7 protein-coding genes are annotated in these 13,337 nt (G+C 61.6%); 2 read left to right on the plus strand and 5 right to left on the minus strand.

Translation table 11 applies throughout. The features are described 5' to 3' along the window. Positions 1-65: 65 nt before the first annotated feature. From rpoC to JSS95_07265, 5 genes are all read right to left on the minus strand, one after another. The gene (gene rpoC, locus JSS95_07245; GenBank protein ID MBS1799607.1) at positions 66-4,256 is read right to left on the minus strand and encodes a DNA-directed RNA polymerase subunit beta'; all 4,191 of its coding nucleotides are present in this window, start codon (positions 4,254-4,256) and stop codon (positions 66-68) included. Between the two features lie 191 nt (positions 4,257-4,447). Further along, positions 4,448-8,920, minus strand: coding sequence for a DNA-directed RNA polymerase subunit beta (gene rpoB, locus JSS95_07250; GenBank protein ID MBS1799608.1), 4,473 nt, complete (start codon positions 8,918-8,920; stop codon positions 4,448-4,450). 638 nt (positions 8,921-9,558) lie between these two features. Beyond that, positions 9,559-9,936, minus strand: coding sequence for a 50S ribosomal protein L7/L12 (gene rplL, locus JSS95_07255; protein MBS1799609.1), 378 nt, complete (start codon positions 9,934-9,936; stop codon positions 9,559-9,561). Positions 9,937-10,075: 139 nt separating this feature from the next. Beyond that, on the minus strand, positions 10,076-10,642 hold the full coding sequence (locus tag JSS95_07260; GenBank protein ID MBS1799610.1) for a 50S ribosomal protein L10: 567 nt from the start codon (positions 10,640-10,642) through the stop codon (positions 10,076-10,078). 79 nt (positions 10,643-10,721) lie between these two features. Continuing rightward, complete coding sequence (locus tag JSS95_07265) at positions 10,722-11,432, minus strand: 50S ribosomal protein L1 (protein ID MBS1799611.1); 711 nt, start codon at positions 11,430-11,432, stop codon at positions 10,722-10,724. A 180-nt stretch (positions 11,433-11,612) separates the two neighbouring features. On the opposite strand from JSS95_07265, the gene rph reads away from it, so the two are divergent. Both rph and lepB read left to right on the plus strand, forming a co-directional pair. Continuing rightward, on the plus strand, positions 11,613-12,359 hold the full coding sequence (rph, locus tag JSS95_07270; protein MBS1799612.1) for a ribonuclease PH: 747 nt from the start codon (positions 11,613-11,615) through the stop codon (positions 12,357-12,359). 18 nt (positions 12,360-12,377) lie between these two features. Then, on the plus strand, positions 12,378-13,142 hold the full coding sequence (gene lepB / locus JSS95_07275; GenBank protein ID MBS1799613.1) for a signal peptidase I: 765 nt from the start codon (positions 12,378-12,380) through the stop codon (positions 13,140-13,142). Positions 13,143-13,337: the final 195 nt, after the last annotated feature.

The raw sequence follows: 13,337 nt of genomic DNA on the forward strand, positions 1-13,337 counted from the left end.
GGGCGGACTCTTTCGAGTCCGCCCTAGTGTTTTGCGTGAAGCACGTTTTGTCGTCCGCGAAAAACTTACTCCGCAGCCATCTCTTCCTGTTCGCCTTCCATGCGCATTGCCTCGAGCTCGCGCTCTTCGGCGTCGTGCGCTTCCTGAACCTCGGCCTGAACCTGGGCTGCCGCCTCTTCGAGCTCCGGTGAGAGCTGGACGTTGCGGTAGTACTCCATGCCCGTGCCGGCGGGGATCAGGCGGCCGACGATGACGTTCTCCTTGAGGCCGCGCAGCGTGTCCACCGAGCCGTTGATTGAGGCCTCGGTGAGAACGCGGGTGGTCTCCTGGAAGCTGGCGGCCGAGATGAAGCTGTCCGTCGACAGCGACGCCTTCGTGATGCCGAGCAGCAGCGAGCGTCCGATCGCGGGACGACCGCCCGTCATCAGCACGCGCTGGTTCTCCGCGTTGAAGCGGAAGCGGTCTGTCTGCTGATCGATCAGGAAGGTGGTATCGCCAACCTCTTCGACCTTCACCCAGCGGAGCATCTGCCGGACGATGACCTCGATGTGCTTGTCCGAGATGGCCACACCCTGCAAGCGGTAGACCTCCTGGATCTCGTTCACCAGGTACTGCTGCAGAGCGCGTTCGCCGAGCACCTCAAGGATGTCGTGCGGGTTGCGCGGGCCGTCGATCAGAGCGTCGCCGGCGCGGAGGCGTTCGCCTTCCTGCACGTTGACGTAGACGCCGCGCGGAACCGAGTACTCCTCTTCCTGCCCGTTGTCCGCCGTGACGTACACCTTGCGCTGTCCCTTGGTGACATCGCCGAAGCGAACCACGCCGTCGATCTTCGAGATGATTGCGGGGTCACGCGGCTTGCGCGCCTCGAACAACTCGACGACCCTCGGCAGACCGCCGGTGATGTCCTTGGTGCGGGTGGTCTCGCGCGGGATCTTCGCCAGCACGTCGCCGGGGAAGATCTCGTCGCCGTCCGCCACCATGAGGTGAGCGCGGCTCGGCATCAGGTAGCGCTTGTTGCCCTGCGCGGACTTGATGACGATGGTCGGCTGGCGCTTCTCGTCGGGCGAATCGGCGACGACGAGACGCGAGAGGCCGGTGACCTCGTCGATTTCGTCGTGAAGGGTGACGCCCTCCTGCAGGTCCTTGAACTGCACCGTACCGGCGATCTCCGTAAGAATGGAGAAGGTGTAGGGGTCCCACTCGCCCAGGCGGTCGCCGAGAGCGACGGCGTGGCCGTCCTCGACCTTCAGCTTGGCGCCGTAGACGATCGCGTAACGCTCCTTCTCGCGGCCCTTGTCGTCGACGACGGCGACGGAGCCGTTGCGGTTCATCGCCACCAGGTCGCCGGTCTTGGAGCGGACAGTGACCAGGTTGATGAAGCGCACGGTGCCGGCGTTCTTCGCCTCGATGTGCGAGGTGTCGGAGACGCGCGATGCCGTTCCGCCGATGTGGAAGGTACGCATGGTGAGCTGCGTTCCTGGTTCGCCGATGGACTGCGCCGCGATGACACCGACAGCCTCGCCCATCTCAACCATCTTGCCCGAGCCGAGGTTGCGGCCGTAGCACAGAATGCACGCGCCGCGCTTGGACTCGCAGGTCAGCACCGAGCGAATCTTGACGCGCTCGATACCCGCGGCCTGAATGGCGCTCGCCAGGTCCTCGTCGATCTCCTGGTTCACTTCGACGATGGTCTTGCCTTCGTAGTCCTTCAACTTCTCCAGCGAAACGCGGCCGATGATGCGGTCGCGCAATGGCTCGATCGTCTCGCCCGCTTCGATGATCGGCGTCACATAGATGCCTTCCACCGTTCCGCAATCGTTCTGCGAGATGATGACGTCCTGCGCCACGTCGACCAGGCGGCGGGTCAGGTAGCCCGAGTCTGCGGTCTTGAGTGCGGTATCGGCAAGCCCCTTACGCGCGCCGTGCGTCGAGATGAAGTACTGCAACACGGTCAGGCCTTCGCGGAAGTTCGCCGTGATCGGGGTTTCGATGATCTCGCCCGAGGGCTTCGCCATCAGACCGCGCATACCGGAGAGCTGACGGATCTGCTGCTTCGAACCGCGGGCGCCGGAGTCGGCCATGATGTAGATCGGGTTCATCGCCCCTTCCTTGTCCGCCTTCTTCATGTTGGCAAACATCTCATCGGCGACCTTTTCTGTCACACCCGACCACATCTGGATGACCTTGTTGTTACGCTCGCCGTTGGTGATCGCGCCGTCAAGGTACTGCTGCTGCACGTTGATGACCTGCTTTTCGGCCTCGGAGACAACGGTGTACTTCGACTCCGGGATGACCATGTCGTCGAGACCGACCGACAGACCCGACCGCGTCGCATAGCGGAAGCCGAGGTCCTTGATACGGTCCAGCGTCTTCACCGTCACCTCAAGCCCCAGGTTCAGGTAGCAGTAGTTGATCAACTGCCCCATGCCCTTCTTCTTGAGCAGGCCGTTGACGTAAGGCATCTTCTCCGGCAACGCATCGTTGAGGATCGCGCGGCCGACCGTGGTGTTGATGTACTGCTTGTTGAACTCCACCGGTTCCGTGTGCGTCAGGTCCTGGTCGTCGTAAGCAGTGGTCATGTCGAGCACAGGACCGGTGTACCGCAGACGAATCGGCGTCAGCGTCTCGACCTGCTTGGCCTCGAGCGCCATCAGCACCTCTTCGATGTTCGCGAAGACGCGGCCTTCACCCTTGGCGTTGATCTTCGCCTTGGTGAGGTAGTAGATGCCGAGAACGAGGTCCTGCGTCGGCACCGTGATCGGCTGGCCACTCGCGGGCGACAGGATGTTGTGCGAAGCAAGCATCAGGACGCTGGCTTCAATCTGCGCTTCGGGCGAGAGAGGAATGTGCACAGCCATCTGGTCGCCGTCGAAGTCTGCGTTGAACGCAGTGCAGACCAGCGGATGAATCTTGATCGCCTTGCCTTCGACGAGGACAGGCTCAAACGCCTGGATGCCAAGCCGATGCAGCGTTGGGGCGCGGTTCAGCAGAACCGGGTGGTCCTTGATCACCTCTTCCAGGATGTCCCAGACGATCGGCTCCTGCATCTCGACCATCTCTTTGGCCTGCTTGATGGTGGTGCAGTGGCCGGTCTGTTCCAGGCGGTGATAGATGAACGGCTTGAAGAGCTCGAGCGCCATCTTCTTCGGCAGACCGCACTGGTGCAGCGCCAGCTCCGGGCCAACGACGATCACGGAACGGCCCGAGTAGTCGACGCGCTTGCCGAGCAGGTTCTGACGGAAGCGGCCCTGCTTGCCCTTCAGCGTGTCGGAGAGCGACTTCAGCGGACGATTGTTCGCACCGCGCAGCACACGGCCGCGACGGCCGTTGTCGAACAGAGCGTCGACGGCCTCCTGGAGCATGCGCTTTTCGTTGCGCACGATAACCTCAGGAGCGTGCAGGTCCATCAGCTTCTTGAGGCGGTTGTTACGGTTGATCACGCGGCGATAGAGATCGTTGAGATCCGAGGTTGCGAAGCGTCCGCCATCGAGCGGCACCAGCGGGCGAAGCTCCGGCGGGATCACGGGGATCACGTCGAGGATCATCCACTGCGGCAGGTTGTCGGACTTGCGGAAGGCCTCGACGATCTTCAGGCGCTTCGAATACTTGAGCTTCTTCTGCAGCGATGACTCCTGCTTCATGCGCTCGCGCAGCTCGATCGCCAGTTCGTTGACTTCAACGCGCTTCAACAGTTCCTTGATCGCCTCGGCGCCCATCATGGCCTTGAAACCGGTGGGACGGTACTGCTGGTCGAGCTCGCGGAACTTGGTCTCGTCCTTGATGACCTCGCGCTCCTTTACTGGAGCGTCGCCCGGATCGACAACAACATACGACTCGAAGTAGAGCACTGCCTCAAGCTCGCGCAGCGAGATGTCCAGCAGGTGGCCGATGCGCGACGGCAGGCCCTTGAAGAACCAGACGTGCGAGCACGGCGAAGCAAGCTCGATGTGGCCGAGGCGCTCGCGGCGAACCTTGGAGAGCGTGACCTCGACACCGCACTTGTCGCAGATCACTCCGCGGTGCTTCATGCGCTTGTACTTGCCGCAGAGGCACTCCCAGTCGGTGATGGGCCCAAAGATGCGCGCGCAGAACAGTCCGTCGCGTTCGGGCTTGAAGGTACGGTAGTTGATGGTTTCCGGCTTGGTAACTTCGCCGTGCGACCAGCTGCGGATCTTTTCCGGGCTGGCAAGCTGAATCTTGATCGCGTCGAAGTCAGCGATCGGTCCGGTCAGTTCGAAGGGGCTGGAGCGGAACATATTTGGCGTCTCCCTTGTTCCTGCGTTAGCAGGTGTGCAGCATATGCTGCGGTTGCGAAATCTCTGCGACAACTCCCGGCGTATCGCGTTGCCGTCTTTCTGGATCTGAAGCTCAATTTCAATTGTCTTGCCGCTCGATAAAGGTGAGCGGCGCCTGAGGAGACGATCCGCCTCCTCAGGCGTTTACTGCATTAGTCGGCTGCTGCGATTGCAGGCAGCGGCTGTTTCTTCTGGTCGGCCTGCTTGACCAGCTCAACGTCAAGGCAAAGCGACTGCAACTCGCGGATCAGCACGTTGAACGACTCCGGCACGCCGGGTTCGATCGCCGCCTCGCCCTTGACGATGGCCTCGTAGATCTTCGTACGGCCGAAGACGTCGTCGGACTTCGCGGTGAGCAGTTCCTGCAGAATGTAGGCTGCGCCGTAAGCTTCGAGCGCCCAGACTTCCATCTCGCCGAAGCGCTGTCCGCCGAACTGCGCCTTACCGCCCAGCGGCTGCTGCGTGATCAGCGAGTACGGTCCGATCGAGCGAGCGTGGATCTTGTCGTCGACAAGGTGCGAGAGCTTCAGCATGTAGATGTAGCCGACCGTGGCGGGCTGCTCGAACTCCTCGCCCGTCATGCCGTCATGCAGAAGGCTCTTGCCCGAGCTTGGCAGACCAGCCGCTGCGAGCAGCGCCTTGATCTCCGTCTCGCGCGCGCCGTCGAAGACAGCCGTGCCGAACCAGATGCCGCGCTTCATGCCGGCAGCAACGCGCAGTGTCTGCTCGTCGTCGAGGCGAAGAAGCTGGTTGAGAGCAGCCGTACCCGCGAAGCGCGCCTTGAACAACTCGCGGACCTCGTTGGCGGACTGCATCGCCGCAGCCGCCTCGGCCACCTGCTTGCCAAGCTCATGTGCAGCCCAGCCCAGGTGCGTCTCGAGGATCTGACCCACGTTCATGCGCGAAGGCACACCCAGCGGATTCAGAACGATCTCGACCGGCGTTCCATCCGGGAGGTACGGCATGTCCTCTTCCGGCAGAATGCGGGCGATGACACCCTTGTTACCGTGGCGTCCGGCCATCTTGTCGCCGACCGAAAGCTTGCGCTTCATCGCGACGTAGACCTTCACCATCTTGATGACGCCCGGTGCAAGCTCGTCGCCCTTGGACATCTTGGCGATCTTCTCGTTGGTGATCTTGCGCAGAACGTCGATCTGACGTGAGGTCATCTCTTCGATCTCGTCGATCTGCTCGTTCACGCGCGGGTCCTTGTCGGCGTAACGGATACGCTTCAGGTTGCGCGTGGAGATCAGCTCGATGGTGTCGCGGTTCAACACATCGCCCTTCGAGAGCAGCTTCTTGTTCGTGCGCTCGTCGTGCAGGTCGGCCTGGACCTCCTTGCCGCCGAGAATCGCCTCAAGGCGCTTCAACCGCTCGTCGGTCAGAATGCGGATCTCGTCGGCGAGGTTGCGCTCGAGCTTCTCAATCTGCTCCTGCTCGATCTGCTTGGCGCGCTCGTCCTTCTCCTGCCCCTTGCGGGAGAAGATGCGGACGTCGACGACCGTTCCCTCGATTCCCGGAGGGCACGTCAGCGAGGCGTCGCGAACGTCGCCGGCCTTCTCGCCGAAGATGGCGCGAAGCAGCTTCTCTTCCGGCGTGAGTTGCGTCTCGCCCTTCGGAGTCACCTTGCCCACGAGGATGTCGTTGTGGCCAATCTTGGCGCCGATGCGGATGATGCCCGATTCGTCCAGGTCACGCAGCGCGTGCTCGGAGACGTTCGGGATGTCGCGCGTAATCTCTTCCGGTCCAAGCTTCGTGTCGCGGGCCTCGATCTCAAACTCCTCGATGTGGATCGAGGTGTAGTAATCCTCGCGGACCAGCTTTTCGGAGATCAGGATCGCGTCCTCGAAGTTGTAACCGCGCCACGGCATGAAGGCCACCAGCACGTTGCGGCCGAGGCCAAGCTCGCCCTGCTCCGTGCACGGACCGTCGGCGATCACCTGCCCCTTCAGCACGCGGTCGCCCTTGCGGACCACCGGCTTCTGGTTGATGCAGGTGTTCTGGTTCGAGCGCTTGAACTTCGTCAACTGATAGATGTCCGAACCGACCTCACGCGAGAGCTGCGTCGGATGATGCTCACCTTCGACGCGCACGATGATGCGCTCGGAGTCGACCGAGTCCACGATGCCGTTGCGCTTGGCAAGGATCACAGCGCCCGAGTCGCGGGCCGTGACGCCTTCCATGCCGGTTCCGACGAACGGAGCCTCTGACACGAGCAGCGGCACTGACTGGCGCTGCATGTTCGCACCCATCAGCGCGCGGTTCGCGTCGTCGTGCTCGAGGAACGGAACGAGAGACGCGGCAACCGAGACAAGCTGCTTCGGCGAGACGTCGACATAGTCGACCTCCGCCTTGTTCACCAGAATGAAGTTGCCCTGGCGGCGCGCATCGACGATGTCCTGAACGATGTTCTGCTTTTCGTCCAGCTCGATGTTGGCCTGCGCGATCGTGTGGCGGTCCTCTTCCCACGCCGACAGGTAGAAGCTGAACGGGACCAGGTCCATCGTGCGCTTCTTGTCCTTCTTCAACTGGTCGTTGAGCTTCTTCGCCTCGTTGATCTCGAGGTAGTCGCCCTGCCGCAGACCGCTCTCACCGGCGTTCGAGACGGCAACGTAGTCCAGCGCCTTGCCGTCCTTCACGCGGCGATACGGCGACTCGATGAAGCCGTATTCGTTGATGCGCGCAAAGCAGCTCAGCGACGAGATCAGGCCGATGTTCGGGCCTTCCGGCGTCTCGATCGGGCAGATGCGACCGTAGTGCGTCGGGTGTACGTCGCGGACCTCGAAGCCCGCGCGCTCACGCGACAGACCACCGGGCCCAAGGGCCGACAGGCGGCGCTTGTGCGTGATCTCCGAGAGCGGGTTGGTCTGGTCCATGAACTGCGAAAGCTGCGAGCTTCCGAAGAACTCGCGGATCGCCGCCATCACCGGCTTTGCGTTGATCAGGTCGTGCGGCATCGCCGTCGACATCTCCTGATACACGCTCATCTTCTCCTTGATCGCGCGCTCCATGCGGACCAGGCCGATGCGGAACTGGTTCTCCATCAGTTCGCCCACCGCGCGGACGCGACGGTTGCCAAGGTGGTCGATATCGTCCACCACGCCGATGTTCTTGCGCAGCTTGAGGAGATAACGGATCGTCCCGTAGAAGTCTTCGGGTGTCAACGTGCGCTTGTCGAGACCCGTCGAATCCTGGTTCTCATACAGCTTGATGTTGAACTTCAGACGTCCCACGCGCGAGAAATCGTACTTGCGCGAGTCGAAGAACATGCCCTCGAAGAGCGCCGTCGCCGTGTCGAGCGTCGGCGGGTCGCCCGGACGCAGCTTGCGGTAGATCTCGATCAGCGCCTCTTCGGGCTTGCGCACCGAGTCGCGGCGCAGCGTGTTCGTGATGATGTTGCCCACATCGTCGCGCTCCGGGAAGAAGACCTCGAAGCTGGTCACGCCCGACTGCAGGATCTTGTGCAACTTGTCGGCGGTCAACTCCTGGTTGGCCTCGTACAGGAGCTCGCCCGTCGTCAGGTCGACGACATCGGCGGCGGTCATGGCGCCGTCAAACTCCGAGGTCTCCACCTCGACCTGCTCGATCTTGTGCGAGCGCAGACCCTTCAGCGAGTGCGCTGAGATCTTGCGCGTCGCCGGGGCAATCTCCTCGCCCTTCACCGTGATCGCGCCAGCCGGACGGGTACCTTGCAGGTTGGTCGGAGTGCCCTCGGGGGCGACCTTCCAGCCCAGCTTGCCGTCCTTCACATTGATCGTGTCGACGGTGTAGAAGGTCTTCAGGATCTCCTCGTCCGTGCGCAGACCGAGCGCGCGCAGGAAGATCGTGCCCAGGAACTTACGCTTGCGGTCGATGCGGACGTACAGCGTGTTCTTCTGGTCGTACTCGAACTCAACCCACGAACCGCGGTACGGAATGATCTTGCCGAGGAAGTAGGTGCGGTTGTTCGCCGTCTCGAAGAAGACACCCGGCGAGCGGTGCAGCTGCGAGACGATGACGCGCTCGGTGCCATTCACGATAAAGGTGCCGTTTGCCGACATAAGAGGTATGTCGCCAAAGAAGACCTCCTGCTCCTTCATGTCGCGCAGCGTCTTGACGCCCGTCTCCGGGTCCTTGTCGTAGATCTTCAGGCGGATCGTGACCTTCAGCGGCGCCGAGTAGGTCATGCCGCGCTCTTCGCACTCCGCCTGGTCGTACTTCAGTTGCAGACCCACCGGGTCGCCGCACTTGGTGCAGAAGTCGGGGGTGTTCTTGTTGTACGTTCCGCAGAAGTTGCAAAGCACATCGCCCGGATGGAACGGATCGGTGATCACCATGTGGCCGCAGTGCGTGCAGGCCGTGCGCAGGTGGTTGAGCCCCTTCAGGTAGCCGCACTTGCACTCCCAGTTGCCGATCGAGTAGTCGACGAACTCGAGCTCGCTCACATTGCGGAAGTCGGTGATCGGGAAGACCGAGGTAAACACCGACTGCAGACCGTTGTCCTCGCGCTCCTGCGGAAGCTTGTCCATCTGCAGGAAGCGCTCGTAGCTGCGGCGCTGGACCTCGATGAGGTTGGGAATTTCAATTGCGGTTGGAATCTTCGAAAAATCGAGACGGCTGCGGATCGCGCGCATTTCGCTGGACATGCTCTCTCCCTGAAAACTGAACCTTCGAGGACCTTCGATGGAAGGGGAGAACCGCGGTCCCGGCTCTCCTGGTTATTGCTCTGCGCCTCTTGTTTCTTCAGGCCGTGCCGCCCTCGACTGCGGCAACCCTGTGCGCAATATGTCTGCCGTCAATTCACCACGACGACCTTCCTGCCCTGGAACCCTTCAAAAACTTTTCACAGCATTCATTCGCCTGCTGCCGGCGGAATCTGCTATAAGAAACGCGTACTGACTGGCTGCTGCGTGACCCCATGGCGCGGAAGCACCTGAAAACACGGCAAAGCGCTCGGAGGGACAGCTTCTCCCGCGAGCGCAAAGGTCGACTTGTGCACTATTTCGATCGTGATGATATAAATGTCCGCCGCCACTTTGAGGCTCGCCTTGCCCCAAATTCGCTGCTGTCTGCTTGATACCTGTGGCACTATGCGCATCCGCCGCAAGAGACGCATAATGGCCGGCCCCCTAGCCTCTTTCGCACTTAGAGGATGGACCGGAGTACAACCGTATATCTAATTTTTAGACGCCGCCGTCCACCAGGTAGCACAACGAGGCGGAACGAATCTTCTCTAGCAATAAAGAATAGCTCGTTCCGCCCGGAAGTGCAACTGCCGGAAAAACTACTTGATCTCGACGGTCGCAATGCCCTCGAATTTCTTCGCGATCGCAGCCGCGTCGTCCTTCGAGACATTCTCCTTGAGAGGCTTGGGAGCGCCGTCGACCAGGTCCTTGGCTTCCTTCAGCCCAAGGGCGGTGACTTCGCGCACAGCCTTGATGGTGTTGATCTTGTTCGCGCCGGCATCCTTCAGGATGACGGTGAACTCGGTCTTCTCTTCCGCCGCAGGAGCAGCCGCGCCGCCGCCTGCCGCCGGAGCAGCCGCCACGGCCGCAGCCGCTGCCGAAACGCCAAGGCGCTCCTCGAGCTTCTTCACCAACGCCGAAGCCTCGAGCAGGCTCAGGCTAACAATCTGATCTTCCAACTGCTGAATGTCTGCCATCATTATCTCCATGTATTACTGAACTTTAGTACCGCTTATTGCTTTGCCGGAAGCCTTACTCCGCTCCGGTTGTCAGGCCCCTGCCGGGTTTCCGTTGCGCCCAGACCAGCGCACCCGGAGAAGGCCAGACGAAACTTGTTTACGCCTCGGGAGCAGCCTCTGCCGCCGGAGCCGCAGCCCCGCCAAACTTGCCCTTCTCCACGCCCTGATTGATCACCACGGCCAGGTCGCGTCCGGTCGCATTGATCACCGTCGCCAACCGCTGCGCCGGAGCGTTGATCAGGAACAGCAGCTTCGAGAAGAGCTCTTCCCTGCCTGGCATGTTCGCCAGCTCGGTGATCTCCTGAATGTTGATGACCTTGCCGTCGACGATGCCCAGCTTGAAGGTGAACTCCGAGTTGTCCTTCACCCAGGTCGAGAGCGCCTTGGCCAAAGCCACGGGGTCGCCCGAGGTGTACGCCACAGAGTTGACGCCCTTCAGGCCCTTCAGAGCGGCCTCAATCTTCGTCCCCTCGGCCGACTTCGCGGCCAACTTGTTCTTCACCACGTGGTAACGGCCACCGGCGTTACGAACCGTCTTGCGCAGAGCGAAGTCCTTCGATGCCGTCAGCCCGGTAAATGTACCGATAATGGCCGAGGTCGAGGTCTCCAGCTCCCCTGCGAGCTTCTTTACCTTATCCGACTTCTGTGATCTGGACAGTGCCATAAAACCCTAGCCTTCACTGCTAGCTCTTGCTGCTAGCTGAAATTGTGCGCCGCAAGCCGCGGCCAAACCGAACGGCGATTTACGCCTTGCCGGCAGCCTCGGCCGCCGAGTAGTCGAGCTGAATCCCGGGGCCCATCGTCGAGCTCAGCGTCACGCCCTTGATGTACTTACCCTTGGCCGCCGAAGGCTTCGCCTTCACCACGCTCGTGATGACCGTCGTCGCGTTGTCGACCAGCTTCTGCGGATCGAACGAGAGCTTGCCCACCGGAACGTGAACCAGCGCCGTCTTGTCGGTGCGGAACTCAACCTTACCCGCCTTGATCTCCTTCACCGCATCGGCCACATTCGTGGTCACGGTACCCGTCTTCGGGTTGGGCATCAGACCCTTGGGGCCGAGAACCTTACCAAGACGTCCGACCGACTTCATCATGTCGGGAGTCGCGATCAGTGCATCGAACGCCGTCCAGTTCTCTTTCTGAATCTTCTCGACCAGCTCTTCGCCGCCGAAGAACTCAGCGCCGGCCGCCTGCGCGTCCTTCACCTTGTCGCCCGAGGCGATCACGGCCACGATCTTCGTCTTACCCAGACCGTGCGGCAAAACCACCGTGCCGCGAACCATCTGGTCCGCGTGCTTCGGGTCGACGCCCAGACGCATCGTCAGGTCAACCGTCTCATCAAACTTTGCGTATTTCGCTTTCTGGAGCAGCGGAACCGCATCCGCCAGGACGTAAGGACGGGGCTCAACGAGCGCACGCGCCTTCGCCAGATTCTTGGAGATCTTCCTAGCCATCTTTCCTCATCTCCCACCCCACTCGGAACCGTTCCTCCGGGGCGTGGTCATCGATGGTCTCAACGGGGAGTCGAGACGCTGTTATAAGTATGCCGTACCTTTACCGGATATGCAAATAAATTTGCCCTGAAAGCCACCTCCGCATCCCTCCTCCGCATAAACCGCCTCTATAATCTCCGAATGTCCGCTGCACCACCTCAAGTCTTCCGCCCCGACTCCCGCGCCGCCGACTCCCTCCGCACCATCCGCATCACTCCCGGCTTCATTGCCATGGCCGAGGGCTCCGTGCTCATCGAGTCCGGCAACACCCGCGTCCTCTGCAACGCCTCCATCGAGCAGGGCGTCCCCGCCTGGCTGCGCAACTCCGGCCGCGGCTGGGTCACGGCCGAGTACGGCATGCTTCCCCGCGCCACCCTCACCCGCACCCCGCGCGAGGCCGAGCGCGGCAAGATCGGCGGCCGCACCCACGAGATTCAGCGCCTCATCGGGCGCAGCCTCCGCTCCGTCGTCGACATGAAGGCCCTCGGCGAGCGCACCGTCGTCCTCGACTGCGACGTCCTCCAGGCCGACGGAGGCACGCGCACCGCCGCCATCACCGGAGCCGCTGTCGCTCTCGCCATCGCGCTCCAGAAGCTCGTCGCCGCCGGAACCCTCAAGGCCTCGCCGCTGCGCCAGATGGTCGCCGCCACCTCCGTCGGCATCGTCGACGGCAACGTGCTGCTCGACCTCTGCTACGAAGAAGACTCCCGCGCGACCGTCGACATGAACGTCGTCATGCTCGCCACCGGAGGCCTTGTAGAAACCCAGGCCACCGCCGAAAAGGACTCTTACTCGCGCCAGCAGTTGAACGAGATGCTCGACTACGCCGAAAAAGGCATCCGTGAGCTGTTTGCCGCACAACAGGCCGCCATCATTGCCTCCACCTAGCCCTACCGGAAAACGACTATGACAAAGCACGACAAAGACAAACGCGCCACCGGCTTTCAGGAGCTGGCCTCCCTCTGCTCCACACTTGCCGTATGGCTCTTTGTCATGAGCTTTCTCTTTCAGAACTTCGTCATTCCCTCCGCCTCCATGGCCAACACCCTGCTGGTGGGCGACCACGTCCTTGTGGAGCGCGTCTCCCTCGCGCCCTCCTCCTCCCTGGCGCCCTTTATCCCCTACGGCGATCTTAAGCGCGACGAACCCATCGTCTTCTTTCGTCCCGCACCCAACGCTCAGGGCGACCATGACATCCTCGTCAAACGGGTCATAGGCCTTCCCGGTGATCGCATCCACCTTCGCCATGGCGTTGTCTACCGAAACGGCATGGCGTTGCACGAGCCCTACGCCGCTATGCCCAACTCAAGCAACTACGATCCCTACAATGACGACTTTCCAGCCCTTCCCGCCAGCGAAGGACGCGATGTCCTTGCCACATGGTCCGTCGATCTTCCCACTCACATTCAAGGCGAGGATCTCGTCGTCCCGTCCGGTTGCTACTTCATGATGGGAGACAACCGCACCAACAGCTTCGACAGCCGCTACTGGGGTCTCGTCCCCCGCAGCAACCTCATCGGCCGCCCACTCTTTGTCTATTGGTCTTTCGAAATGCCCGAAGACGAAATGTACAAAACGTCTCTCACCGAAAGGGCCAGCGCAACCCTGCACACCGCGCTACACTTCTTCGACGAAACACGATGGAGCCGCACTCTCCACCGCATCCAGTAGGATTCCCTGCTCGCCGCATTCGAATCCTGAGACCACCTCAAGCATCTGAGATTTTGCACCCGGGCCCCCGTTTTGCAACGCCTTTCGCGGCACGCCGCCAACCGGCAAAAAGCTACTCCCTTGTCGCCATGGAGTAGTTCCGATCCGCGACAACCGCATCGCCACGCGCGATTCGGCCAATATGATGCGACAGCT

The organism is Acidobacteriota bacterium, from assembly GCA_018268895.1.
In the GTDB taxonomy this organism is placed as follows: Bacteria; Acidobacteriota; Terriglobia; order Terriglobales; family Acidobacteriaceae; genus Edaphobacter.